This window comes from Pseudomonas sp. TAA207 (assembly GCF_001529285.1).
Classification (GTDB): domain Bacteria; phylum Pseudomonadota; class Gammaproteobacteria; order Pseudomonadales; family Pseudomonadaceae; genus Aquipseudomonas; species Aquipseudomonas weihenstephanensis.
Genome location: NZ_LLWJ01000069.1, coordinates 87,818 through 112,388 on the forward strand (window position 1 = coordinate 87,818; position 24,571 = coordinate 112,388).

Here is a 24,571-nt window from a genome sequence, read left to right on the forward strand (position 1 = left end):
CCAAGGCAGGCAGTACGCTCTTTGAGGGCGCGTATTATGCCTGCTTTGGGCAACTGCATGAAAAGCTTGCCGGACGGAATGACAGGGGCTACCCCGACATTACGCGGATACGGGGTAATTACGCCCCAAACGCATTAACAGCAATACGACTGTATCGGCATTGGCCAACATTAATTCGACGCGTTTGGCAGGATCATTTTTGAAAACCTGCCGCGCTTCTTCCAGTGTGTTCACTCCCGCAATACTTTTGACCTTGGCTTTGGCAGGCCCTGGCGGCATGTCCGACCACCCCAGCGTGTCAGGATCAAGCTTTTGAAAAATATGCTCGGGGGGCAGTTGAGGGCTGTGACATTGCTGGACGCTTTCAGTCAGCTCTTTCAGCTCATGCCCAAGAGGCTGGTCAGTGTCGAACAAATCCAGGTAAGGAAAACCCGGATTCAAATAATGAATGTCTTCAGTGCCCAGTACCTGGTGCGTTATTTCGTGCAGTAGAAAGGCTGCCTGCATCTGGCGGTTGACCGCAAAGGACGTAGCCGTCTGTTTGAGGTACGGGTGGGTCAGCGGATACGGCTGCTCAAACACCGGTTTGAAAAACTCCTCGGTCAAGTACACACGCTTGGTGCCATCCCAGCGGTTGATAAAAGCTGAGGCGTGCGAATCGAATCGAGAGCGGCACGCCACGTATTTATTGGAGGTGTGTGGCGACATATCAGGGTGCATAAAACGCGCAAGCATGTCGTCGAAAGCGCGACTGAGCTGATCTTCCAGGGCTTGATCGACGCTGCCTACATCAAAGAAACGGGCGATCAATTCACGATTTTGTATCGCCTGCGGGCCTGGCTCATGCAAGGTTTGCAGCGCATCCCTGCTGCGTTGCAAATAATCAGTCGCCAGTGAATGAGCCTCGCGGATGGCAAGCGCCTTGTCAGGGTAGCGTCGCTCAATACTTTGCATGCCAATGGCTCTGATTTCATAACTCAGCGCATTGGCCGCCAGGGTGGTATAGCCGCCCAGTCGCGAAAGTACGGCGCCCCCGAATAGAAACTCGTCTGTATCTACCTCCCAGGCCTGTCGAGCGTTGAGTCTGATCAATGGCCCTTCACGGTGCTCACCCATATAGATGCGCCACCGCTGACGCCACTGATAAATCCGAAACACCTGCCCTCGCCACTGCACATATTTAAGGTCCGATCGCGGATCACTGTAGATCTGACTATCGAGGTCTTTATTCAGGTCGATCAGTGCAATGTCATTGGCCTGGAAGGGCCTGAGCGCCACTTGCTGTTTTTCGAGCGTGATATCTGTCGCAGAGGGCAGCCCCGGCTGCGTCGGTTTAAAGGTCACAGTGCCGTTTTCAAGGCCAGGGTGTAGCGTGCGGCGGCTTGAGGCCAACATCACCAAGGCGATGGCAAACTGTTCAACCGACAAGACCCACTCACCTTTTTTCAAGGACGCTACCCCTTCACGCGCCAAGCCAACGCCTTGCCACACAACGAATGGAATACTCAACTTGCCAGGCACGAACATGATTGCGGTGCTGACCACCAACGTAAGCAGATATTTAAACGACTCCCAGTCTTTCTCCGCAGTGGTTTTGGACTGCAAGGCCGCCATCGCCAACAGTAAGTGGTAGTTGTCGTTGTAGAGATGTAGAAACAGATTCCCCGCGATGGGGCGACTGGCCAGCGTGACAGGCGCCGGCGTGGACAGGTCCCCCAACGCCGTTGAAGCGATGTAACGCGGTAAGTGAGGCTCGACAAAACCACCGTTGGCGTAAGTTTTGTGCTCACTGGCGGGCAGACGCTGCAACAGCAGGGTTTGCAGCGCAGTGCTGCTGTGTATGTCAGCCAACACAGCCGTTTCGCTGGCATATTCGGTCAACGAAAAATGCTGGCTGTACATCACCCACAGCAGGCACGGCCCGGTTTGAGCGCCCAACGGACCAATCATGTAAATACCGGTTGCCGGGTCCGGCGCTCGTCCGGCATCCGCTATCAGCTCCAGGGGTTTAATGATGATCGCGACATCCTTGAGCGCAGCGCGCGCTGTTCCGTCCGGGTGGTTCAGCACATGCTCCAGATAACCATAAGCGGTCTCGCTGAGCATGCCATTGAGCTTTTCTCGCAGCCCTTGTTCCAATGTTTGCAAAACAAGCTGCTCGGCAAACTGATGCTGGCGCAAAGCGACCCCATCATGCCCTGGCGCCAACCGGGTTTTGAGCACCTGTTGGTACGCCCCCCCGATGTCCAGTTTTCTGACCATACGCTTGAGGTAGTCGGCATCCAGCGCCAACGGCAAGGCGGCACCATTGCTTGAACGTAAAAAAATCGCCCCGCCCACCAGCCGATAAAAACCGCTCAGTGCGAACTGTGTGAGGGTCTGAACTTCGCGAGAGGTGGCCGCGGGTAAAAAAGACGGTGTACTGCCAACAAGAACCGGCGCCGCAACGTAAGTATCAACCACCACCTCAATAGCATCGGGGTCAAGCACAAGGCCGGGAAAGTCTGCCAGCAGGCGCTCTTTGAGGTGTGTTCTTGAATAGTCGTTGATGTCAGGAATGTCTCGCAGGTAATAGCCTTTTTCCTGCACAACATATTGATAACGTTGAAGCAGGTTGGCGTATTGCAGTTGCTCATCCGCCGAGGCATTTTTCAGCCAGTCAGGCAGCGAAGCCTTGAGCACTTGTGCATCTGCCAAGGCTTGCGCATAACCAAATGTGACGCCAGCATGCCCCTCAACCAGTTGACTCAGCGCCATATTCTCAAGCGCTTGCGCGCTCATCTTTGTGTCGCGGGCGCTCTGGCATAGGTAATCGGCGTCTTTAAGCATTTTGCCAATGGCCTGGTTTTGACTATCGCGAACAAAGTCAGATTCGATCCGGTCAAAATAAAGCCACGACTCACTCTGCGCAGATTGCCCATCGTGCAGCCGGTCCAAATAAGCCTCGACCAACGGTTGTTCGGCGCAGCTCACATGGTTCAGCAATCCCCAGCGTAAGGTCTTGTCCAGCCAGCGCGCCTCAAGCCGGGCGCGACAAATGTCCAGAGACTCAAACCCTTCAAAGCCCAGGAGCGGTGTCCAGATAATCGCGCGGCCCGCATTGATCGACTCCAACCCCCCTCGCTCGGTGACCAGCAAACAATTGGCCACGCCCACGGCGTTCAGCGTGCCTCCCAGTGCCAACGACAAGTGATAAACGTCGGGCACGAAATGCTTGAGAGCAGGTCGGGCAGCACTCACCGGATACCCCAGAACGGTTTTGACAATCGCCTGGTCAGTCAAGCCCAGACTATTGTCCAGGTAGTTGAGGCGTACTTCAGCACGGAGCATCACCATCCTTAACATCGCCAGCCGATTCGCCAGCGAGTCATCAGCCAGCGGGTTGTGCGGGGCAAAAAAGAATGCCGTTAGCTGCTGCTGATAATGCTGGGCAAAATTCTTTACCGCCTGGTCCAGCACCGTCAGCAACTTGGTCCCGCCCAATGTTTTGAGCGGCTTTACTTCGTCACTGACTTTCGATGTCACCCCCACCTGAATGCGCGCAGGATCAAGGGGAAAAGTGTGGCGGCTCGTAAAATGCTCCAAAAGCGCATCAACCAGCGAACTGGCGCGATGCACCACCGCCCCGGGGGATAGCGGGTCCCTGTCGTAAATCTGGACCACGGTATAAGCGATATCCAACCCCGGGTGCCCTGCACGCATCAATGGCTCCAACAACTGCTGCGGGGCGACTGAACGAGGCGTTGGCCAGTAACGAAGCAACGCATCGCGCTGCGCTTGTACCTTTGGCAGTTTGAGGCTGAGCAAGTCTGCCAGGCCGCCATTGTCATTGCTCGCCAGCCTCAACCCATTGGTGTTGGGCACAAAACGACTGTCCCAGCGACCTTGACTATTGAGCCGCAGAAAAACGGGATCGATCAGGCTTCGAATATCAAGCGCATGGTCCAGCGCCGCCAGCACTTGAGTTTGAGCCTGATATTGGTGCAACAAGTAGCCAAAGTCGCGAGCCTGTTTGAGGCGGATATCCAGCATGCATTGGTCGAACACATCACCTTCGATATTTTCGACATTCAGACGCGGCGCAGACATTCCTGCCAACAATGCCTGCTGATCCAGCGGGGCGTAATGTGCAATGGACTCGTATGCCAAAGGGTCCCTGAGTGGTTTTAGCACCTGGGCCTTGAGCCTGCCGCGAGAGGGCAGTTTTTCCAGGCCTCGGGAGGCGCTGAACAAAAACACCGCCGAGCTTTGGCCCGGAACAAAAATACCCAACAGTGAACACAGCAACACCTCGCCCCCGCCCTCTTGAAAAACCCGTAACCGGATCGCCTGAACCTTGCGTGGCCCATGTGCACCGGATACCAGTTGCTTCAAATCCAGGAACTCTTCTGCGCTGATTTCCCCGTCGTGATGCGCCTGTACGACGTGCTGAAAAAAAATGTCGCTTAAACGCGCCACACAATAAGCGTGCGCGGTGGGTTGAGGGGCCTGCGCTTCGCGCCAAAAGTCTGCCAGCGCCTCATTCATCTGCGTGGGCAGTTGCGCGGTTGCTGCCCGCAATACGCGAGTAAAGCGGGTCAGCAAGGTGTCATCGTCATCCTGGACATGCGCAATAAACGGCCCTGAAAACCTGTGGTATTCATCCGTGGCAAGTTGGCCCTTGACGAAAAAATCCAGGGCGACACTGCTCAGGCTGGTCACTGTTTCATCGGGTACAGGAGAATGATTCCCCCGCCGGGTGCTGTGAACCCGAATGCTATGAGCGTCTAACGATTGCCCCGCAAACTCTCGTTCCAGCTGCACCTTCAACTGGGCATCCAGCAAAGAACGCAAGGACGGCACCGCGACCAGAGACGCTAGCGTGTCCTCCTGACTTTGTTGCACTAAATCCGCGATGCTCTGGCTGGCGTGAGCCTTGATCGACAATGACAAGGGTTTGGCCACTAACTGGAGCTGACCGGGTTGCTTCAACGCCGGCCGAACATCGGCCGGGACAACATGCAGCCACTCAACACGCTTGATGGGATCATCCAGCGCCTGCTCAAGCCCATGACGCAAAGCATCGACATCGGTGTATCGCGCCAGCCCGCCCAGTACCGTCAGTAAGTACACGGGCTCATCCAGGGAGGCATTGTGTCGAAGCATGTAAGCACCGGCCAACAGAGCAGGTCGGGACTGATGCCGGGACACAAACAGGCTATTGGCCCAAAGCCCGGTGTCATCCTCAAGTACCTGTTTTAACCACGCGCTTTCAAGTGCAGTAATGACACCTGATGACTCAGCAGCCGCCAGCCCGCTGCGAAAAGTGTCTTGCAGGGACTGCGGAGCATAAAAAGAATGTCCTGTAAGGTTCATGGGGTATTCCTGAAAAAGAACTCAGACGTTACCCATCTGCGTGATCAGGCATGCGTTACATAGTTAGTGGGTTTGCGGGGATTTTGTAAGCGCGGGCTTATCGATACACCCTCCCGCCAAAAATACCGTCTGTACGCTGAGCGACCACACGCAAAGGCATCCCCGCGCCAAGCCGCGTATCATGCGGCCCTTCTCTATCGCCCGGCCTTTGAGCGGCACGGCGAGCAGACAGATTGATCTTGAACATGAGGATTGGCATGGCGCCCTGGCTAACAGTTGTGGGAATCGGTGAAGACGGCTTCAGCGGTCTGGGCAAAAACGCCCGGCGAGCGCTGTTGAGCGCGAGCACAGTGATGGGCAGCCAGCGTCAGCTGGATCTGCTGCCTGTGTGTATGCGTGCCGAACGCCAACGCTGGCCAAGCCCTTTTTCACTGGCGCCCGTCATGGCGCTTCGTGGCGAGCCGGTCTGTGTGCTGGCCAGTGGCGATCCGATGCTGTTCGGCGTGGGCGCCAGCCTGGCGCGCACCATTGCCAGCGACGAAATGCAGATATTGCCGTCACCTTCTTCGTTTTCATTGGCCGCCGCACGCTTGGGCTGGCCCTTACAGGACGTGATCACGTTATCGGTGGTGGCGCGTCCCCTTGCTGCCCTCAACGCCCACTTGCACAGTGGTGTACGCCTGCTGGTATTGAGCAATGACGCCAGCAGCCCTGCCGCCATCGCGGCACTGTTGCGCGAGCAAGGCTTTGGGCCTAGCCGCCTGTGCGTGCTTGAACATCTGGGCGGCCCGACCGAACGACGCGTCCAGGCGTGCGCCGCCGACTGGGAAAACCCGCCCCTCGCCGATCTGAATGTGCTGGCAATCGACTGTGTGGCCGATGCCAGCGCACAACCGCTGTCGCGTATCGGCGGCCTGCCCGACAGCGCCTTCAAGCATGACGGCCAACTGACCAAACGCGATGTGCGCGCGATCACCCTCGCCCGCCTCGCCCCTTTACCCGGCCAACTGCTGTGGGACGTGGGCGCGGGCAGCGGTTCCATCGGCATCGAATGGATGCGCTGCTACCCCAGCTGTCGCACCGTGGCTATTGAGGCTGACAGCGGCCGCCAAGAGTTGATCGAACACAACCGTGACGCGCTGGGCGTGCCCGGCCTGCAATTGATTCGCGGCAAAGCCCCGCAGGCGCTCGAGGGGCTGGAGCGACCGGACGCCATTTTTATCGGCGGCGGCGTGACCCGCGAAGGCGTGCTTGACACCTGTTGGCAACAGCTCAAACCCGGCGGCCGGCTAGTGGCCAATGCCGTAACCCTGCAAAGTGAACTGTTGCTGATGAGCTGGCGCGAACAACATGGCGGTGAGCTGACGCGCATTCATATCGCCCAGGCCCAGCCCTTGGGCGACTTCGACACCTGGCGCCAAGCACTGCCGATTACCCTTTTAGACGTGACCAAAGCCCTTGATGCGTGACGAAACCGCCGAACAACCCGCACCGCTGCGCAGCGGTCTGACCACTGGTAGCTGCGCGACGGCGACCAGCCTGGCCGCCGCCCGCCTGCTGCTCAGTGGCATAAGCCATGACGCGGTTGAAATCACCCTGCCCAAGGGCAAAGTCGTGACCATGCGCCTGGAGTTCTGCCGCCTTCACGCGCAGGGTGCCGAAGCCGGGACCCTCAAGGATGCAGGCGACGACCCTGACGTGACCCACGGCGCGCTGCTGTATTCGCGTGTGCGCCTGCTACCGCAGGCTGGCATCTCGTTTGTCGCCGGCCAGGGCGTTGGCACCGTGACGCGCCCCGGCCTGGTGCTGGCTGTAGGCGAGCCTGCGATCAACCCGGTGCCGCGCAGGATGATCACCGATCACTTGCTGCAATTGGCCGCAGAGCACGGTTATGGCGGCGGGTTTGAAGTCACGGTCAACGTGCGCGATGGCGAGTCGCTGGCGCTCAAGACCATGAATCCCCGGCTGGGGATTCTGGGCGGGCTGTCGATTTTGGGCACCAGCGGCATCGTGCGCCCGTTCTCCTGCGCGGCCTACATCGCCTCAATCCATCAAGGGATCGACGTGGCCAAAACCAATGGCTATTTGCACATTGCCGCCTGCACCGGCAATGCCAGCGAAGACACCATGCGCCGCGTGTACCACTTGCCGGAAATCGCCCTGATCGAAATGGGCGACTTTGTGGGGGCGGTGCTCAAGCACCTGCGCAAAGTCCCTGTGGATAAGTTGAGCCTGTGCGGCGGCTTCGGCAAAATCAGCAAACTGGCCGCCGGCCACATGGATTTGCACAGCCGCCATTCCAGTATCGACTTGGCGCAGTTGGCGCAATGGGCCGCCACCATTGGCGCCGACGCTGAGTTGCAAGCTGCCATCCGTGCGGCCAATACCAGCCAGCAAGCCTTGGCCATGGCCAGCGCCGCGGGCATCGCGCTCGGAGACGCTGTGTGCCAGCACGCACTCAACTTTGCCCGCAGCGTGGTGCCTGCGCAGGTGCAAGTCGAAGTCTTCGCCATCGACCGTCAAGGGGGCATCGTTGGCCACGCCGGGGCCTTTACATGACGCGCATTTTATTACTCGGCGGGGTCACCGAAGCACTGGCCATTGCCCGCACGCTGGGGCCGCAGCACGTTTACAGCCTGGCGGGTATGGGCCGCGTACCGACTGACTTGCACTGCCAAGTGCGGGTCGGCGGGTATGGCGGCGCACAAGGATTGGCACAGTACATTCGCGAGCAACGCATCGACCTGCTGCTGGATGCGACCCACCCGTATGCCGCGCAAATCAGCCACAACGCGGCTGAGGCGGCCCGCTGCTGCGCCATTGCGTGCTGGGCCTTGCGCCGTCCGGCCTGGCAGGCACAGGCCGCTGATGACTGGCGTGAAGTTGCCGACTGGGCCGAACTGGTTGCCGCCCTCAAACCGTTCAAACGACCGCTGTTTACCTTGGGCAAAGAACCGCTGGCGCACCTGCATGAGATTCCAGCCGATCAGTTCTGGACCTTGCGCGCGCTGGACCCGTATCCCGGCAATGAGCGCTGTGAAGTCATCGGCGCACGCGGTCCGTTCAGGATTGAAGACGAACGGTTGCTGTTTGAGCAGCGCCACATCGACGTACTGATCAGTAAGAACAGCGGCAGCAGCGCCACCGAGCCTAAACTGCAAATCGCCCGTGAACGCGGGGTGCCCGTGTTGATACTCAAGCGCCCGGCGCTGGCGAAGGTAGACCGGGAGTTTTGGACGGTGGGGGGTGTGCTGGAGGCATTGAAACAGAAAAAATATTTTTGAATGTGTAATTGATGGCGTGAGTGTATCCTTGGGGATACGATTCGCCACATGATAAATTTCGAACAAACCCATGAGTTCTCAAAATGGCTAAGCTCATTAAAAGACAAGGTTGGGCAAGCACGTATTCTGGCTCGCATCCGAGCCGCTGGATTAGGCCATTTCGCTGACTGCGAGCCTGTAGGCGAACGCGTTTACGAAATGCGCATCCATTGCGGGCCTGGTTACAGGATCTACTACACCCGCAAAGGAGAAGTGGTTTACCTGCTGCTTATGGGTGGAGATAAAACCACTCAGGCGCGCGACATAAAACGCGCAAAAAACATGGCACATATGTTGGGTAATGAGGACTGAACCATGACCGAGCAACTTACCCGTTTCGATACCGTTGATTACTTGAAAAGCCCTGAAGAAATGGCGGCCTATCTCGATGCATGCTTCGAGGAAGACCCAGGTGACGGCAGTCTGATTCGCGCGGCACTTAACGATATCGCTCGCGCTCAAGGCATGAGCCAGCTATCTCGGGACACAGGGCTGGGCCGCGAGAGCCTCTACAAAGCACTCGGCAGCAGTGGCAATCCGGAGTTCGCGACTGTCATCAAAGTCATGAAAGCACTGGGACTCAAACTGCACGCGAGCGCAGCCTGAGGCTGCGCCACGGTATTGAGCGACACTTCGCCGCACTCGCTCTTTTTACTTACGCTCACCATTCAGGCTAAATAGCCGCCTTGGTCGCGTAACTCACGGAACTCGTCATGTCACGACAACGCTTTGCATTTGCCTGGATCGCCTGCTTTGCAGTGCTATTCAACATGCTCGCCATGTCGATGGCAGGCGCGATGACTGATGCCACCTCGGCCCCCACCGAACAGTTCATGTGGAGCAGCTTTTGCACCTCTACCGGCACCCAGATGGTGGCCGTGTCGTTAGGCAAAGTTGACGCTGGCGGCAGCCAAAAAGACGATCATTCGACAATGCAGCACTGCTGGTGCTGCTCAGGCTCGGCGCCGTTAGTCGCTTTGCCGGCGCATATCCCCACGCTGTATTTCGCCGCCATCGAGCATGGCCACAGCCTGATCGCCGACCACCTGAAGCGCCCCACCCCGCGCCAGCAATGGCCGAGCCTCAACCCCCGCGCCTCGCCTCTGGTGTGATTCAGCCTCGCAACCCCTTTGCGTTTGAATCGTTCCGGAGAACTGCCATGTTGAACCTGTCACTGGTCAAGCACGCCCTGATTGCGGCGGCTGTGTTATTGCCTGCCTGCTTTGCCAACGCCCACGAATATAAAGTCGGCGCACTTCAAATTGCTCACCCGTGGTCACAAGAGTTGCCACCGAATGCGCCCACTGTGGCGGCGTATTTCGTCATCAAAAACACCGGCAACAGCGCTGATCGTTTGCTGAGTGCCGAGACGCCAATTGCCGAAAAAGCCGAGATCCACGAGCACGTCATGCAGGGCGACCTGATGAAAATGCAGCATGTGCCCACGGTTGATATCCCGCCAGGCGGCACTCTCACGTTCGCGCCAATGGCCTATCACGTGATGCTGTTCAACCTCAAAGACCGCAGCCTGCTGCAGGACGGCAAACACTTCCCGCTGACCCTGAATTTTGAAAAGGCAGGTGCGGTGCAAGTGGACGTGAATGTGCAAAAACAACCTCCGGCCGCCAGCATGGAACACCAGCACGCCCACTAACGGCCAAGGTTTTTAAACCCGGTGCGCGCGTCTCGCGCCAGGCCGCCCATGTCGCAGATTCGCGGCAGTTGGCTGAGCCTGTTTGCCATGTTGATGATCTTCATCGGCCCGCTGATTTCCCAAGCGATGCCGATGGATCATCACGCCTCCATGCCCATGCCGATGGACATGCGCATGGCTGCGCACAGCGAACACGCAGAGCCTCAGCAACCGCCCGAGGACCATCACGCGCTCTGGGAAAAATGCGGCTATTGCACGCTGCTGTTCAGTTGCCCCGCGCTGCCCGGTGCCGTTGATCTGGTCGTGTTCGATACGCCAGCCCCCAAAACGTACCTGGCGTCCAACCCACGGCTAGGGCATGCCCGCCAACCGGTGTTCCCCGGCGCTCGCTCCCGCGCCCCGCCCGTATTCCTTTAAGCAACGACACAACCTCAACCCCCGTGCCCCCTGTATGCGCTGCTTTAGACAGCCGCAGGTAGGTGGCCGAGTTGTACTCGCTTGAATATTGGAATGCTTATGTCCCGTTTTACTGCTGCCTCCCGTTTGCCTCACGCCCAAGCGGTGTTTCCTTTCGCCCTCAGCGCCCTGTGTTGCGCAGTATTTGCACCCGCGGCGCTGGCTGCTGAGCCGGCAGATGCACACGCCACACACGTGCGCGAACTCAGCCCGACCGTGGTCACCGCGCTAGCTCCCAGCTCGCCGCTGACCATCGTCACCAACCCCAAAGACCCGCGCCAGCCGGTGCCCGCCAGTGACGGCGGCGATTACCTGAAGACCATTCCCGGCTTCGCCCTGATCCGCAACGGCGGCACCAACGGTGACCCGGTATTGCGCGGCATGTTCGGCTCACGGCTCAACATCCTCAGCAACGGCGGCATGATGCTCGGCGCCTGCCCCGGCCGCATGGATGCACCCACCTCCTACATCTCGCCGGAAACCTACGACAAACTGACGGTCATTAAAGGCCCGCAAACCGTGCTCTGGGGACCGGGTGCCTCGGCAGGCACGATCCTGTTTGAACGTGAACCGGAACACTTCGGCGAACTGGGTACACGGGTCAATGCCAGTGTGCTGGCCGGCTCCAACGGCCGCTTTGACAAAACCATCGACGCCGCCGCCGGTGGCCCGCTGGGCTATGTCAGGGTGATCGGCAACACCGCGCACTCTGACGATTACAAAGACGGCAATGGCGACACCGTGCCCTCGCGCTATGACAAATGGAATGGCGACATCGCCCTGGGCTGGACCCCCGACGCCGACACGCTGCTGGAACTCACCGCAGGCAAGGGTGATGGCCAAGCGCGTTCGGCAGGACGCGGCATGGACGGCAGCCAATACAAGCGCGAAAGCCTGGGCCTGCGCTTTGAAAAGTCCAACATCGGCGAGGTGCTCGACAAGATCGAAGCGCAGGTTTACTACAACTACGCCGACCACGTGATGGACAACTACACCCTGCGCACCCCGTCGGGCACCGGCATGATGGCGGGGCCGATGGCGTCCAACGTCGACCGCCGCACCCTCGGTGCACGGATCAAGGCCACTTGGCGCTGGGCCGACTACCAGTTGATCAGCGGCCTCGACGCGCAAACCAACGAACACCGTAAACGCATGGGCATGGGCATCAACACCTACAAGGATCAGAACTGGAGCAAAGACGCTGACTTCCACAACTATGGCGCCTTTGGCGAACTGACCTGGTACGCCGCTGACCGCGACCGCGTGATTGCGGGTGCCCGCATAGACCGTGCCTCAGCCAAGGACTTTCGTGCCCGCATTGGCTCGGGAATGATGAGCAAGCCTAATCCGACGCTGGATAAAACCCGCGCCGATACTCTGCCCAGCGGCTTCGTGCGCTATGAGCACGACCTGGCCGACAGCCCCACCACCGTTTACGCAGGCGTGGGCCACACCCAGCGCTTCCCGGACTATTGGGAGCTGTTTTCACCGACCTCAGGCCCCGCAGGTTCGGTGAACGCGTTTGATGCGATCAAGCCCGAAAAAACCACCCAGCTCGACCTGGGCCTGCAGTACAAGACAGAGAAGGTGGAGGCGTGGGCCTCGGTGTATGCCGGAGAGATTCGCGACTACATCCTGTTTGACTACGCCAAGGGCTCGTCCCAGGCACAGAACATCAACGCGCGGGTGATGGGCGGCGAACTGGGGGCCGCGTACCAACTGACGTCCCACTGGAAAGCCGACGCTACCCTGGCCTATGCCTGGGGTAAAAACACCAGCGATGGCAAGGCATTGCCACAAATGCCGCCGCTCGATACCCGCCTCGGTCTGACCTACAGCGAGGACGACTGGAGTGCCGGTGCCTTGTGGCGTGTGGTCGCGCCCCAGGACCGAATTGATCGCAACGCTGGCAACGTGGTGGGCAAGGACTACGACAAAAGCGCTGGCTTTGGTGTGTTCTCGCTCAACGGTGCCTACCGCCTCAACAAAAACCTCAAGGTCAGCGCCGGGGTCGACAACCTGCTGGATAAAAACTACAGCGAGCACCTGAACATGGCGGGCAACGCGGGCTACGGCTACCCGGCCAGCGACCCGACCCCGATCAACGAACCCGGCCGCACGTTGTGGACCAAGATTGATGTGAGCTTTTGATAGCCCTGTGACCTTCTGACCCCAACCCTCTCCCTCAGGGAGAGGGCTTCAATCACAACACGCGCTAACTTGCGGAGCCGCTCACATGAGCCAACCCACACCGTCTTTCTACAACCTGGCCTGGCGATGGCATTTCTACGCCGGGCTGTTTGTCGCACCCTTCATGATCCTGCTGGCCCTGACCGGGATTATTTACCTGTTCAAGCCACAGCTCGACCCGCTGCTCTACGACCACCTGATCAACGTCAGCCCCGGCCATCACCGCCTCAGCGCCGACCAACAACTGCAACGCGTCCAAACCACCTACCCACAGAGCCACGTCAGCCAGTACCTGCCAGCGCTCAACCCGCAACGCAGCGGCCAGTTCGTTATTCATAACGCTGGCCGCGAGCTCAATGTGTTCATCAACCCCTACAGCGGCGAAATACTGGGCGAGCAAGATGCCAAGCTCAACCTGCAAGCCGTGGCCCGCGCGCTGCATGGCGAGTTGATGATCGGCACCCTCGGCGACCGGCTGGTGGAGCTGGCCGCTGGCTGGGGCGTGGTGCTGGTGATTTCCGGCCTGTATTTATGGTGGCCGCGCGGGCAATCAGCGGCCGGTGTGTTATGGCCTCGCGTGAGCCGGCGCGGACGCGTGCTCTGGCGCGACCTGCACGCGGTGACAGGTTTTTGGGGCGCCGCCTTGCTGCTGTTCATGTTGATCAGCGGCATGACCTGGACCGGTTTTTGGGGCAAGCAATATGCCGACCTGTGGAACCAGTTCCCGGCCGCGATGTGGAACAACGTCCCTCAATCGGACTTGCAAGCGCGCAACCTTAATACCGCCACCCGCCAAACCGTACCGTGGGCCATGGAAAACACGCCCATGCCGCTCTCCGGCGCCCACGCCGAACACAGTGGCCACACTGCTCACGCCAGCGGCCCCGCCGCACCGCGCGTGACCCTGCAACAAGTGGTCGACACCGCGAACAGGCGCAACGTTGAACCCGGTTACAGCATCACCCTGCCGACCACTGCTGAAGGGGTTTTCACCGTCGCCGTCTTTGCCGATGACCCGCGCAACGACGCCACGCTGCATGTCGATCAATACACGGGCGAAGTGCTGGCCGATGTGCGCTGGCAGCATTACAGCAACGTCGCACGCGCCACGGAAATGGGCGTGATGCTGCATGAAGGCAAACTCTTTGGGTCGCTGAATCAAATCGCCATTTTGCTGGTGTGCCTGATGATTCTGCTCAGCTCGATCAGCGGCCTGGTGATCTGGTGGAAGCGCCGTCCACAAGGGCGTTTAGGCGTACCGCCGCTGCGTCATGCACTGCCAACCTGGAAGACCGGGGTGGCGATCATGATGCTCCTTGCCGTGCTCTTCCCGCTGGTGGGCGCCTCATTGCTTGCGGTCTGGGCCGTGGACCGCTTGCTGCTGATTATTCGTTCTAAACAGCAACATGAGCGCTGCTCATAGGCAACGTGAATGCTTCGAGAGATGCCGTCTAGAGACTTGGGGATAATGGCGCCCTGATAAAACGCCCGAAAAAGCCTGTTACTTTATAACGGCTTTATTTAAGCTCCATCACCCGCCGCCAGGAGGCAGCGGGCATACCTCCAGAAAAAAGCGACTGACTGCCCCGATGAATAAGTACCTGCTTTCCAGCCTTTGCCTGTTGGCGATCAACCACGCGCACGCGGATGACACTGCGCCGTCGTTGATGCTACCCGCCGCCACCATTACCGCGCCAGAAGTCGATGACGAACACATTGACCTCAAAACCGCTACAAGCGCCGGTTCGCGCCTGAACCTCAACAGCCTCCAAACCCCCGCCAGCGTTGAAAACCTGACCGGCGAGCAGATTCGCGCACGCGGTGACCGCAGTGTGCAGGACGCCGTGACCCGCACGACCGGCATCAGTTTTACCGGATCGCCCGGCAACGGCGGTTCAGCGTATGCGGCCCGGGGCTTCGTCGGCGAAGGCTCGGTCATGCAGCTTTACGACGGCGTGCGCATGTACAGCGGTGCGGGCACCGTGACGTTCCCGGTGGACGACTGGTCGGTAGAGCGCATCGACGTGCTGCGCGGCCCGGCCTCGGTGTTGTATGGCGAAGGCGCGACGGGCGCCGTGATCAACGTGATCCCGAAAAAGCCCTTCAGCGGCGAAATCGAAAACCATGTGCGCATCGGTTACGGCTCCTACGACACCCGGCAACAGGCGCTGGACAGCGGCGGTTCGCTGACTGACACCCTCAGCTATCGCTTGAACATCAACCACCTCCAGAGCAATGGCTGGATCGACCACGGTGAATCTGAAAAAACCTTCATCAGCGCCGCCCTGCGCTGGCAGGCCACCGATGACCTGGCGTTCACCCTGAGCCACGACTACGGCGATCAGGAGCCGCAAAACGATTTCGGCGTGCCGTTGATCAATGGCCGTTATCACAAGAGCCTGCGCGACAAGAACTACAACGTGCGTGACGCCAAGTTGCACTACAACGACCAGTGGACGCGCCTCAACAGCGAATGGCAGATCAGCGACAACCTGAGCGCCAGCAACGAACTGTATTACCTCAAGGCCCAGCGCCGTTGGCAGAACGCCGAGAACCACGGCTGGGATCAAGACCGTCAAACGTTATTGCGCAGCGGCTACTTCAGCATCAAGCATGATCAGGAACAGATCGGTGACCGTCAGACGTTCACCCTCAACCATGATCTGTTCGGGCTTAAAAGCAAAACCCTGGTGGGCATGGACTACAACCGTATCCATTTCAGCCTGCACAGCAACTCGCCGTACCACGATGTCGATGCAGACGGGCAGCCCGTTGATCTGTACCACCCGGATCGCGGCGAATTCCAAAGCGCGTCGCCCTACCGCGACCAGTTCACCACCACCACGCAACAGGTATCGCTGTTCGCCGAAAACCGCACTGAACTGACAGATCAACTGTCGCTGGTCACCGGTGTGCGCCGCGACATCGTGCACCTGGACCGCGACGACTTTGCCGCAAACGGCGACACCACGCGCAGTGACCGCAGCCTGTCAGCCAACAGCTGGAAAGTCGGCCTGGTGTACGAACTGACCCCCGACATGTCGATCTACGCACAACAAGCCACCAGCGTCGATGGCGTCGGCGGGTTGATCAGCCTGGACGCCGGTCAGCAAAATTTTGATCTGGCCCATGCGCGTCAAACTGAAATCGGCTTCAAGCAGATGTTCTGGAACCAGCGTGGCGAGTGGACCTTGGCGGCGTACCACATCGTCAAAAAGGACTTGCTGACCACCGACCCCAACAACGCGACTCGCACCCTGCAAGTGGGCGAGCAGTCCTCTAATGGCCTGGAAGCCAGCCTTGACCTGCAACTGCCCAACCGTTGGGCACTGCAAGCCAACGCGTCGATCGTGCGCGCCGAGTACGACACCTTCAACGACGACGGCGTGTCGCGCAAAGGCAACCGCCCCACCGACGTGCCGCGCCGTACCGCCAACCTGTGGCTGAGCAACGCCATCACCGACGACGTGCGCGCCGGCGCAGGTGTGCGTTATGTCGATTCGCGCTATGCCGACACCGCCAACAACGTCGAGCTACCGAGCTACACCGTAGTTGACGCCACCGTGAGCTGGAAAGCCTTGCCTAAAACGACTCTGGGCGTGCGATTGAACAATTTGTTCAACCGCCAGTACGCCGTAAGCCAATACAATGGCGGCCAACAATGGATCATGGGCGAGCCGCGCTCGTTCTTTGTGACTGCCGATTACGCCTTTTAAGCACGTCCGTAACACCCCGCAGGCTGCGCACTCTTGATGCTCAAAGAGCAAAAGCTCGCAGCCTGCGCCTGCACTGATCGGCGTTAACTCAACCCCCCGGATTTTTTATGACCCGTCTCACCCTCACTCAACTCGCCTGGTCGCCTTTGGGCCACGGCCATTGCCATCACCAGTTCCACCTGCGTGATGCCAGCCTGCACGTGGCCGCAGGGGAGTTCGTGGGGTTGATCGGGCCTAACGGCAGCGGCAAAACCAGCCTGCTGCGCTGCGCCTATCGCTTCAGCAAGCCTGAATCCGGCAGCGTGCATCTCGAACAGCACAACCTGTGGCAACAGTCGCCCCGCTGGTGCGCACAACGCATCGCCGTGGTGTTGCAAGAATTCCCCGATGCTTTTGGCCTGACCGTCGACGAAGTGGTCGCGATGGGCCGCACCCCGCACAAAGGCTTGTTCGACGGCGACACCGAGGCCGATCGCCAACTGGCGAAAAACGCCCTCGAATCGGTGGGCCTGCACGGCTTTGAAGACCACGCCTTCGCCACCTTGTCCGGCGGTGAAAAACAGCGCGTGATCCTGGCCCGCGCCCTGACCCAGCAACCCGACCTGTTGGTCCTCGACGAGCCAACCAATCACCTCGACCCGCGCTATCAACTGGCGTTGTTGCAACTGGTCCAACGGCTGAACATCGCCACCCTGGCCAGCATCCACGACCTCAACCTGGCCGCCGCCTTTTGCGACCGCCTGTACGTCATCAACCACGGCAACATCATCGCCAGCGGCACGCCCCGCGAAGTACTGACCGTAGAGCTGTTGCGCGAGGTGTTTGGCGTCGACGCGCTGATCGACGATCATCCGCTGTCCGGCTACCCGCGCATCACCTGGATAACCCAACCATGAACCTGATCCGCCTCGCTCTATGCTTAAGCGTGTTGTTCGGTGCCCAACTGGCCCAGGCCGACGCCACCACCTACCCGCTGACGATCAAAAGCTGCAACCGCGACGTGACCTTCAATGCAGCGCCCAAACACGCGGTCAGCCACGACATCAACATGACGCAAATGATGCTCGCCCTGGGCCTCAAACCGCACATGGTCGGCTACAGCGGCATCAGTGGCTGGAAGGCCGTAACGCCGCAGATGAACGTGATCCTCGACGGGCTGCCGGAGCTGGCAAGCAAGTACCCGTCAGTCGAGACCCTGCTCAACGCCAACGTCGATTTCTTCTTCGCCGGTTGGGACTACGGCATGCGCGTGGGCGGCGATCTCACCCCGCAAACCCTGACCCCGCTGGGCATCAACGTGTACGAGCTGACCGAGTCGTGTGCGTTTGTGATGAAACGTCCACCGGCGAGCATGGAGGACACCTATAACGACCTGCGCAACCTCGGCAAAATCTTCGATGTACAAGACCGCGCCAACGCCCTGATCGCACGCATGCAGCAGACAATCGCCGAGGTGCAAAAGACCCTGCCTGCTACAAAGCCGCGTGTGTTTTTGTATGACAGTGGCGAAGACCGCGCCATGACCTCGGGCAAACTGGGCATCCCCCATGCCTTGATCGAAGCCGCAGGCGGCAACGACATCCTGAGCGATATTGACGCCAGTTGGACCCGCATCAACTGGGAGACCGTGGTCGAGCGCAATCCCGAGGTGATCGTGATCGTCGATTACAGCGAAGTCAGCGCCGAGCAAAAACAGCACTTCCTCCAGACCAACCCCGCACTGCAATCGGTCGATGCCGTTCGCAACCAACGCTTCATCGTCATCCCTTACGTGCAAGCCACGCCGGGCATCGACAATGTGCTGGCCATCGAAACGCTCGCCAAAGGCTTTCATCCCCAATGATGTCTCACCGCTACACGTTGCTACTGGTGAGCCTTGGCGCACTGCTGCTGGTGTCATGCGTGGTGTCGTTGGGCTTTGGCCCGGCGCGGGTGCCCGTGGACGTGGTCTGGCACATCGTGCTGCACAAGCTGTTGGGCATCGGTGACGTGAGCTGGAGCGCGGGGCAGGAACATATCGTGTGGCTGATCCGCGTGCCGCGCATGCTGCTCGGTGCCTTGGTCGGCGCCGGGCTGGCGTTGATCGGTGCCGTGCTGCAAGCCGTGACGCGTAACCCGCTGGCCGATCCACACCTGCTGGGCGCGACCAGTGGCGCCACGTTGGGTGCGGTGATTGTGGTGCTGCACGTGGGCGAAATCGTCGGCCTGCTGACCTTACCCATCGCCGCCTTTATCGGCGCACTGTTGAGCATGCTGCTGGTGCTGGCCATCGCCAGCCGTCACGGCCGATTAGACAGCGACCGCCTGTTGTTATGCGGGGTTGCTGTGTCGTTTGTGATGATGGCCGTGGCCAACACCTTGTTGTTTTTAGGCGACCATCGCGCCAGCTCCGCCGTGTTGTTCTGGATGCTCGGCGGCCTGGGGTTGGCGCGCTGGGAGCTGCTGGCCATCCCCAGCGCCAGCGTGCTGCTGGGGCTGGTTTTACTGCTGGGCATGGCCCGCCCGCTCAACGCGCTGATGGCGGGCGAACAAACTGCCGTCACTTTGGGCCTGAATGCGCGCAATGTGCGGCTCAAGGTGTTTTTGATCGCCTCGTTGATGACCGGTGTACTGGTGGCCATCAGCGGTTCAATCGGTTTTGTCGGGCTGATGATCCCGCACATTGCCCGCCGTTTGGTGGGCGCCGAGCACCGGCGGTTATTGCCTGTTTCAGCGTTGCTGGGCAGCGTGTTTCTGGTGTGGGTCGATGTAGCCGCACGCACCCTGATCGCCCCCGAAGACTTGCCCATCGGCGTGGCCACGGCGGCGATTGGTGGGCTGTTTTTTATTGGGTTGATGCGCAAGCGTTAAACCTCGCGGCGCTTGCATTTGGCACGCTGCCCGAGGCGTCTCAAAGCTCGTCTTTACCGTGAGCGGGCGAGCGCACCCACGGTAACTCAGGCTTGACCATGACCGGCGCCGTGGCGAGCCCCTCAGCAGTCACCCATGCGGCACGTGCCCAGTGCGCACCGGGGCTGACGACCACCAGCTCGCCCGCCTTGAGCAGCTTGGCGATGTATGCACTTTTCGTCTCGATGCCTTTATCAACCCAGTCCTGATCCAGGTACTGGTTTTCCCAATAGTCATAGCCCACGACCGACTGGCACAAATCGTTTTCGGCCTGACCGGGACGACGTGCATATTTCAGTAGTGCGCCGTCATTGCCTGACAAAAAAACGATGTTTACGGCAAATCCCAGCCGCGCCAGGTTCTTGGCCACATAACAAATGTCCATCGGCCAGAACATATGATCGACCCAGTTGCGTTGCTGGGGCCTGGCAATACTCGGTTTGATCGGAGGGTGCGCATTGTGCACCGCGATCGGCCCATACCCGGTCGGCAAGCGAGGTAATGGCCGTGAAGTGCCCGAAGAGCGCTCAAACAAAGCATTTAAAAAAATGCGGTCCTGAGCGTTCGCGGGTACGCCATTGATTTGAGGTTCAACGGGCAGATAAAGAGTGTCTGCCGATGAGTAAAGCACCGCGCCGACTATTGTTTGGGCGTGCGGCAAGACCATTTTCCGGTGGCTGTAGAGTGCCGCGTCGTCGACATGACTAAACATCGGCCCAAGCGCCGGCACATTGGGCGCGGGTTCTTGACCGACCGGCGCAACCCTGGCGTAGGGCTGCCATGTACTCGTCACACGGCCTGGCGCGGCCCACACGTTGCTGGTTAACAGGACGTCCATGTGCCCTGCGGCCGCTATTTTGCGCACGTAATCAGAGGATCGAAGTGTGTGGTTGTTCAACAACACCTGCAGGGGTGTGTGCGGCCCGAATGCGCTGTCCAGTACCCACAAGGTGTTGAGGTTTGTGGTGCGGTAGCTCAGCAAAGCCTCGTTGCGGGTAGAGATAAACATCTGAGGATAATCACTGCGCCAAGGAGAGTGGTCACGGGCCATGCTCGACAGCACCGCCAGGTCTACCAGATCCGAAGGGTCAATGAAGTCGGCAAAGACGTCGTCTGTGGCCAGGTTCACAGGGGTTTTTGGCGTGGCTATATAGACCGCGTTAAGGCTGAATCCGGCCGGAAAGCTATAGTCTGTCGAGCCAAAAGGGCGAGGGAATATCTGCCCCAGCAGGGCACTGCGCGCGGACAGTGGTTCTGTAACGAGATACTGCTCACCGGTCGCACGCTTAAGGATGACCCCGAACTGAGTCGTGACACGTGCGCCCATTCGTGCATGAACGTAGCGCATGGCATCTTCAGCCTGCGAAAAAAGTGGGCCGTAAGCCGGTTGCAGATTGAGCCGACTCATCTCAACGGGTGGCTGAACGGGCTTCCAGGCAGGCGTCACCGGGCCACGAGCGCCCCATAACGGGCTGCTCACCACGACACTCAACCCCCCTGCACGCGCGACCTGCGCCACGTATTGACTGGGGGCCAGTGTGTTGGCGCGCAGTTTGTTCTGCGTCTGATTGTTGCGCGCCTGCTCGGGATGCGCCTCGGGCGGTGAAACCCGGGCCAGTAATTTTTTCTCAAGATCAGAGCCACTCGGGGCGTATTTGAGCAGTGCACCGTCTTGTGCTGAAAAATAACGCACCCGCCCGCGACGATCGAGTAGGGCCGCACGCACTTCATGAGGGGCGAACATGTTGCGACATACACGCTCTTCATTGGCAGGGCGCCAGAGTTGCAGGGGGCGAACACGGCGCGTGTGATAAGTGGCGAAGATCACACAGCCAAAAGGGATATAGGCTGCCATCTCGGGAGGGAAAACCGTTTGTTCGTCAAACGTTTCAGTGCTCAAAGCCAACGGTTCTGTCACGACAAAAAGATTGTCCTGACGCTTGAGAATCAGCCCCCCGTACGTGAAGTCCACCCGACGTGCAATCAACTCGTGGGCGTATCGCGCGGCATCGTCCATATCAACGAAAACCGGGCTGAGCGTGCGCCGCATAAAACCTTCAAACGGCAGCCATGCGTCCCAGACTCGCCCCTCCCTGCCCCACACATCACTGCGGCGTACCACCTCCAACTGACCTGCATAGGCCAACGCACGTACCAGCGCGACGAACTGTACGGCGCCTGACATCACATCGTGCACTATCGCCATACCGTCGCCCTTATCTTGCGGCAACTTTGCAAACTGCATTTTCTCAACCGGAGAAGACCTGGAGATGTACTTCAACAAGGCCCCGTCACGGGTCGCAATATAAAGAGGCAACGCATGAACCTGATCAGGAGGGCCGAGCGCTTGTGCCACTGAGAGGGCTTTCTCCAGTGCTTCAGGGTGCAAGAAGTTTTTAAACAACGACACCTGATCGGGCGGTAAAAGGGCCGGATCGCGGTATTCAGAATCACAGCCGTACAGCGCAACAATCGTAAAATTCGCAGGCAATTGTGGGCGCCGCTCACTGTCATGGGTAAACGCCCGCACCAGCGCAAAGTCCAGCGCTTCAGTCACTGGTTGCGAAACCACAAACTCATTACTCGTGCTGTTTTTGAGGATAAAACAGTAATGCTGACTCGACGTTTGTGCAGTCAGTGATTGCCCATACTCAAGGGCCAATTGCTCACTGGCCAGCACCGGGCCGAACGCTGGCCGTTGAATAATCACATCGTCCGTATCGAGAGCGCGCAGGGGCAAAGAAAAGAACCCCGGCGATAGCCTGCCCGTTTGCCCGCTCCACACTTCATTGGACTCAATGACGTCAACCTGCAACGTGTCAGCCACTTGCTTGAAGTAGCCCTGCAATCCGTTCATCCGTTCGCCTCCTTCCTCGACCAGCGACAGAAAAGCGAAGAGTTCTTGGGCGTCTTCTGTGGGCCGCGCTTGAACTTTGAGCAACGAGCCATTGAAACCGGACAAGTAATGCACATCAGCAAAGCGGGCCACACCCAACAGGCTGTATATATCGCCGGGTAAAAAAAAGTTGGCCAGCGTGATGACGTCCGCCCTGGACACTCCGGCTGGCGCGGTTTCACCCCCGCCAAGTTGATGCGCCCTGGAGTAATAAAAGCCGTAACACGTAAAGCCGTGAGGGTGTTTGAGCTGACCTTTTTCATCGACTGCAATAAATTGCGTCGGGCTAAAGCGCTCACCCGTTACCTTCACCGGGCGCGATGCCAGGTAGCGGCCTTGGGCATTTTTTAAAATCACCCCGGCGTACTGCTCCGCACGCTTATCACCTATCAATTGATGGGCAAATCGTGCGGCATCATCGGGGTTTAAAAAGGGTGGGCTCAAGGAGGGCAAACGGCCCGGTGTATTGCTGGGGAACAGCACCTGTGGAATGTCATAAACAGGTTCCATAGTTTTAAATTCCTGTATTGAGTCGTGATCGGCAGGTGCGCGATCCCACTCATACTTCGCCTTGCAGGTGTTGCGCAGGTGGTAGTTAGTTACCGGCCCTTGACCCGCAAGCACCAAGGCAGCGCACGCCAGCGCACCGCCCCTGCCATCAAGCGCCAAACGGGTGCACCGATGCGCCCCCTCTTTGCGCAAGGCCCCGGTCTTGAGCGCTGTTTGAATCCCGGCACAGCCTTTGCAAAAGCCTGCTCATTGTCCGAATCCATCCCTGATGAACATCGAGTTCCTGGAGATCGCACCATGAAGCGTCGCAGCCTGATCAAAGCGTTCACCTTGTCGGCCTCCATTGCCGCCATGGGCCTGACCTGGACGGTGCACGCCGCCGAGACCATCAAGGTGGGCATTCTGCATTCGTTGTCCGGGACCATGGCGATCTCTGAAACATCACTCAAAGACATGGCCCTGATGACCATCGACGAGATCAACGCCAAAGGCGGGGTCAACGGCAAAATGCTCGAAGCGGTGGTGGTCGACCCGGCGTCCAACTGGCCGCTGTTCGCGGAAAAAGGCCGCCAGTTGCTGACGCAGGACAAAGTCGCCGTGGTGTTCGGCTGCTGGACCTCGGTGTCACGCAAGTCCGTGTTGCCGGTGTTTGAAGAACTCAATGGCTTACTGTTCTACCCGGTGCAATACGAGGGCGAAGAAATGTCGCCCAACGTGTTCTACACCGGAGCTGCGCCCAACCAGCAAGCGATTCCGGCGGTTGAGTACCTGATGAGCGAAGACGGCGGCAGTGCCAAGCGCTTTGTGCTGCTGGGCACCGACTACGTATACCCGCGTACCACCAACAAAATCCTGCGCGCTTTCCTGCATAGCAAAGGCGTGGCCGACAAGGACATTGAAGAGGTCTATACCCCGTTCGGGCACAGCGATTACCAGACCATCGTGTCCAATATCAAAAAATTCTCGGCGGGCGGTAAAACAGCGGTGATCTCCACCGTCAATGGCGACTCCAACGTGCCGTTCTATAAAGAGCTGGCCAACCAGGGCATCAAGGCCACCGACGTGCCGGTGATTGCGTTCTCGGTGGGCGAAGAAGAACTGCGCGGCATCGACACCAAACCGTTGGTGGGCAACCTGGCCGCGTGGAACTACTTCGAGTCGGTTGAGAACCCGGTCAATCAGAAGTTCGTCGCTGACTGGAAAGCCTATGCCAAGGCCAAAAACCTGCCGGGCGCCGACAAGGCCGTGACCAACGACCCGATGGAAGCCACCTACGTGGGCATTCATATGTGGGCGCAGGCGGCTGAGAAAGCCAAGTCCACCGATGTGGATAAAGTGCGCGAAGCCCTGGCCGGCCAGACCTTCGCGGCACCCTCGGGTTACACCCTGACCATGGACAAGACCAACCATCACCTGCACAAGCCGGTAATGATTGGTGAGATCCAGCCAGACGGTCAGTTCAGTGTGGTGTGGCAAACCGAAGGCCCGATCCGCGCGCAGCCGTGGAGCCCCTACATTACGGGCAACGACAAAAAACCGGATTACGCGGTGAAGAGCAACTAGTCACTTAAAAGCCCCTCTC

The 24,571-nt window shown here is 59.2% G+C and carries 17 protein-coding genes; 15 read left to right on the forward strand and 2 right to left on the reverse strand.

The window, feature by feature from the left end:
• Positions 1–99: 99 nt before the first annotated feature.
• Complete coding sequence (locus AP059_RS16040; RefSeq protein ID WP_059763414.1) at positions 100–5,355, reverse strand: dermonecrotic toxin domain-containing protein; 5,256 nt, start codon at positions 5,353–5,355, stop codon at positions 100–102.
• A gap of 257 nt (positions 5,356–5,612) precedes the next feature.
• Between AP059_RS16040 and AP059_RS16045 the strand changes: the two genes are divergently transcribed.
• The 14 genes from AP059_RS16045 (at position 5,613) to AP059_RS16110 (ending at position 19,544) form a co-directional block, all read left to right on the forward strand.
• Entirely contained in the window at positions 5,613–6,824 is a 1,212-nt protein-coding gene (locus AP059_RS16045; RefSeq protein WP_059763415.1) for a bifunctional cobalt-precorrin-7 (C(5))-methyltransferase/cobalt-precorrin-6B (C(15))-methyltransferase, read from the forward strand.
• A complete protein-coding gene (locus AP059_RS16050; protein ID WP_059763416.1) occupies positions 6,817–7,914 on the forward strand; it encodes a cobalt-precorrin-5B (C(1))-methyltransferase in 1,098 nt (365 codons plus the stop codon). Before AP059_RS16045 ends, AP059_RS16050 begins: the two co-directional genes overlap by 8 nt.
• Positions 7,911–8,639 (forward strand): cobalt-precorrin-6A reductase, encoded by a 729-nt coding sequence (locus AP059_RS16055; protein ID WP_059763417.1) that lies wholly within the window; start codon positions 7,911–7,913, stop codon positions 8,637–8,639. Before AP059_RS16050 ends, AP059_RS16055 begins: the two co-directional genes overlap by 4 nt.
• A 48-nt stretch (positions 8,640–8,687) precedes the next feature.
• Positions 8,688–8,990, forward strand: a complete 303-nt coding sequence (locus AP059_RS16060) for a type II toxin-antitoxin system RelE/ParE family toxin (RefSeq protein ID WP_059763418.1) — start codon at positions 8,688–8,690, stop codon at positions 8,988–8,990.
• 3 nt (positions 8,991–8,993) lie between these two features.
• Positions 8,994–9,284, forward strand: a complete 291-nt coding sequence (locus AP059_RS16065) for an addiction module antidote protein (protein WP_059763419.1) — start codon at positions 8,994–8,996, stop codon at positions 9,282–9,284.
• Positions 9,285–9,391: 107 nt separating this feature from the next.
• Positions 9,392–9,790 carry a DUF2946 domain-containing protein gene (locus AP059_RS16070; protein ID WP_059763420.1) on the forward strand — a complete coding sequence of 133 codons (399 nt, stop codon included), beginning with the start codon at positions 9,392–9,394 and terminating at the stop codon, positions 9,788–9,790.
• Positions 9,791–9,837: 47 nt separating this feature from the next.
• Entirely contained in the window at positions 9,838–10,332 is a 495-nt protein-coding gene (locus AP059_RS16075) for a copper chaperone PCu(A)C (protein WP_059763421.1), read from the forward strand.
• A gap of 48 nt (positions 10,333–10,380) precedes the next feature.
• Positions 10,381–10,749, forward strand: a complete 369-nt coding sequence (locus AP059_RS16080) for a DUF2946 domain-containing protein (protein ID WP_059763422.1) — start codon at positions 10,381–10,383, stop codon at positions 10,747–10,749.
• Positions 10,750–10,848: 99 nt separating this feature from the next.
• Positions 10,849–12,939 carry a TonB-dependent copper receptor gene (locus AP059_RS16085; RefSeq protein ID WP_059763423.1) on the forward strand — a complete coding sequence of 697 codons (2,091 nt, stop codon included), beginning with the start codon at positions 10,849–10,851 and terminating at the stop codon, positions 12,937–12,939.
• Positions 12,940–13,024: 85 nt separating this feature from the next.
• Positions 13,025–14,401 carry a PepSY-associated TM helix domain-containing protein gene (locus tag AP059_RS16090; protein WP_059763424.1) on the forward strand — a complete coding sequence of 459 codons (1,377 nt, stop codon included), beginning with the start codon at positions 13,025–13,027 and terminating at the stop codon, positions 14,399–14,401.
• Positions 14,402–14,567: 166 nt separating this feature from the next.
• The gene (locus tag AP059_RS16095; RefSeq protein WP_059763425.1) at positions 14,568–16,694 is read left to right on the forward strand and encodes a TonB-dependent receptor; all 2,127 of its coding nucleotides are present in this window, start codon (positions 14,568–14,570) and stop codon (positions 16,692–16,694) included.
• Positions 16,695–16,801: 107 nt separating this feature from the next.
• Positions 16,802–17,590, forward strand: a complete 789-nt coding sequence (locus AP059_RS16100; RefSeq protein ID WP_059763426.1) for an ABC transporter ATP-binding protein — start codon at positions 16,802–16,804, stop codon at positions 17,588–17,590.
• A complete protein-coding gene (locus AP059_RS16105; protein WP_059763427.1) occupies positions 17,587–18,537 on the forward strand; it encodes an ABC transporter substrate-binding protein in 951 nt (316 codons plus the stop codon). Before AP059_RS16100 ends, AP059_RS16105 begins: the two co-directional genes overlap by 4 nt.
• A complete protein-coding gene (locus tag AP059_RS16110) occupies positions 18,534–19,544 on the forward strand; it encodes a FecCD family ABC transporter permease (protein ID WP_059763428.1) in 1,011 nt (336 codons plus the stop codon). The genes AP059_RS16105 and AP059_RS16110 overlap by 4 nt, the downstream gene beginning before the upstream one ends.
• 40 nt (positions 19,545–19,584) lie before the next feature.
• Here the strand turns inward: AP059_RS16110 and AP059_RS16115 are convergent, their stop codons facing one another.
• A complete protein-coding gene (locus tag AP059_RS16115; RefSeq protein ID WP_131811526.1) occupies positions 19,585–22,989 on the reverse strand; it encodes a hypothetical protein in 3,405 nt (1,134 codons plus the stop codon).
• 297 nt (positions 22,990–23,286) lie between these two features.
• On the opposite strand from AP059_RS16115, the gene urtA reads away from it, so the two are divergent.
• Positions 23,287–24,552, forward strand: coding sequence for an urea ABC transporter substrate-binding protein (urtA, locus tag AP059_RS16120; RefSeq protein WP_059763430.1), 1,266 nt, complete (start codon positions 23,287–23,289; stop codon positions 24,550–24,552).
• Positions 24,553–24,571 lie beyond the last annotated feature (19 nt).

Bases quoted from the DNA above. Each gene is read 5' to 3' on its own strand.
- AP059_RS16075 (WP_059763421.1), top strand. From the start codon at position 9,838: ATGTTGAACCTGTCACTGGTCAAGCACGCCCTGATTGCGGCGGCTGTG.
- AP059_RS16055 (WP_059763417.1), top strand. From the start codon at position 7,911: ATGACGCGCATTTTATTACTCGGCGGGGTCACCGAAGCACTGGCCATT.
- AP059_RS16070 (WP_059763420.1), top strand. From the start codon at position 9,392: ATGTCACGACAACGCTTTGCATTTGCCTGGATCGCCTGCTTTGCAGTG.
- AP059_RS16090 (WP_059763424.1), top strand. From the start codon at position 13,025: ATGAGCCAACCCACACCGTCTTTCTACAACCTGGCCTGGCGATGGCAT.
- AP059_RS16080 (WP_059763422.1), top strand. From the start codon at position 10,381: ATGTCGCAGATTCGCGGCAGTTGGCTGAGCCTGTTTGCCATGTTGATG.
- AP059_RS16085 (WP_059763423.1), top strand. From the start codon at position 10,849: ATGTCCCGTTTTACTGCTGCCTCCCGTTTGCCTCACGCCCAAGCGGTG.
- AP059_RS16060 (WP_059763418.1), top strand. From the start codon at position 8,688: ATGATAAATTTCGAACAAACCCATGAGTTCTCAAAATGGCTAAGCTCA.
- AP059_RS16100 (WP_059763426.1), top strand. From the start codon at position 16,802: ATGACCCGTCTCACCCTCACTCAACTCGCCTGGTCGCCTTTGGGCCAC.
- AP059_RS16065 (WP_059763419.1), top strand. From the start codon at position 8,994: ATGACCGAGCAACTTACCCGTTTCGATACCGTTGATTACTTGAAAAGC.
- AP059_RS16040 (WP_059763414.1), bottom strand. From the start codon at position 5,355: ATGAACCTTACAGGACATTCTTTTTATGCTCCGCAGTCCCTGCAAGAC.
- AP059_RS16095 (WP_059763425.1), top strand. From the start codon at position 14,568: ATGAATAAGTACCTGCTTTCCAGCCTTTGCCTGTTGGCGATCAACCAC.
- AP059_RS16105 (WP_059763427.1), top strand. From the start codon at position 17,587: ATGAACCTGATCCGCCTCGCTCTATGCTTAAGCGTGTTGTTCGGTGCC.
- AP059_RS16050 (WP_059763416.1), top strand. From the start codon at position 6,817: ATGCGTGACGAAACCGCCGAACAACCCGCACCGCTGCGCAGCGGTCTG.
- AP059_RS16045 (WP_059763415.1), top strand. From the start codon at position 5,613: ATGGCGCCCTGGCTAACAGTTGTGGGAATCGGTGAAGACGGCTTCAGC.
- AP059_RS16110 (WP_059763428.1), top strand. From the start codon at position 18,534: ATGATGTCTCACCGCTACACGTTGCTACTGGTGAGCCTTGGCGCACTG.
- AP059_RS16115 (WP_131811526.1), bottom strand. From the start codon at position 22,989: ATGGAACCTGTTTATGACATTCCACAGGTGCTGTTCCCCAGCAATACA.
- urtA (WP_059763430.1), top strand. From the start codon at position 23,287: ATGAAGCGTCGCAGCCTGATCAAAGCGTTCACCTTGTCGGCCTCCATT.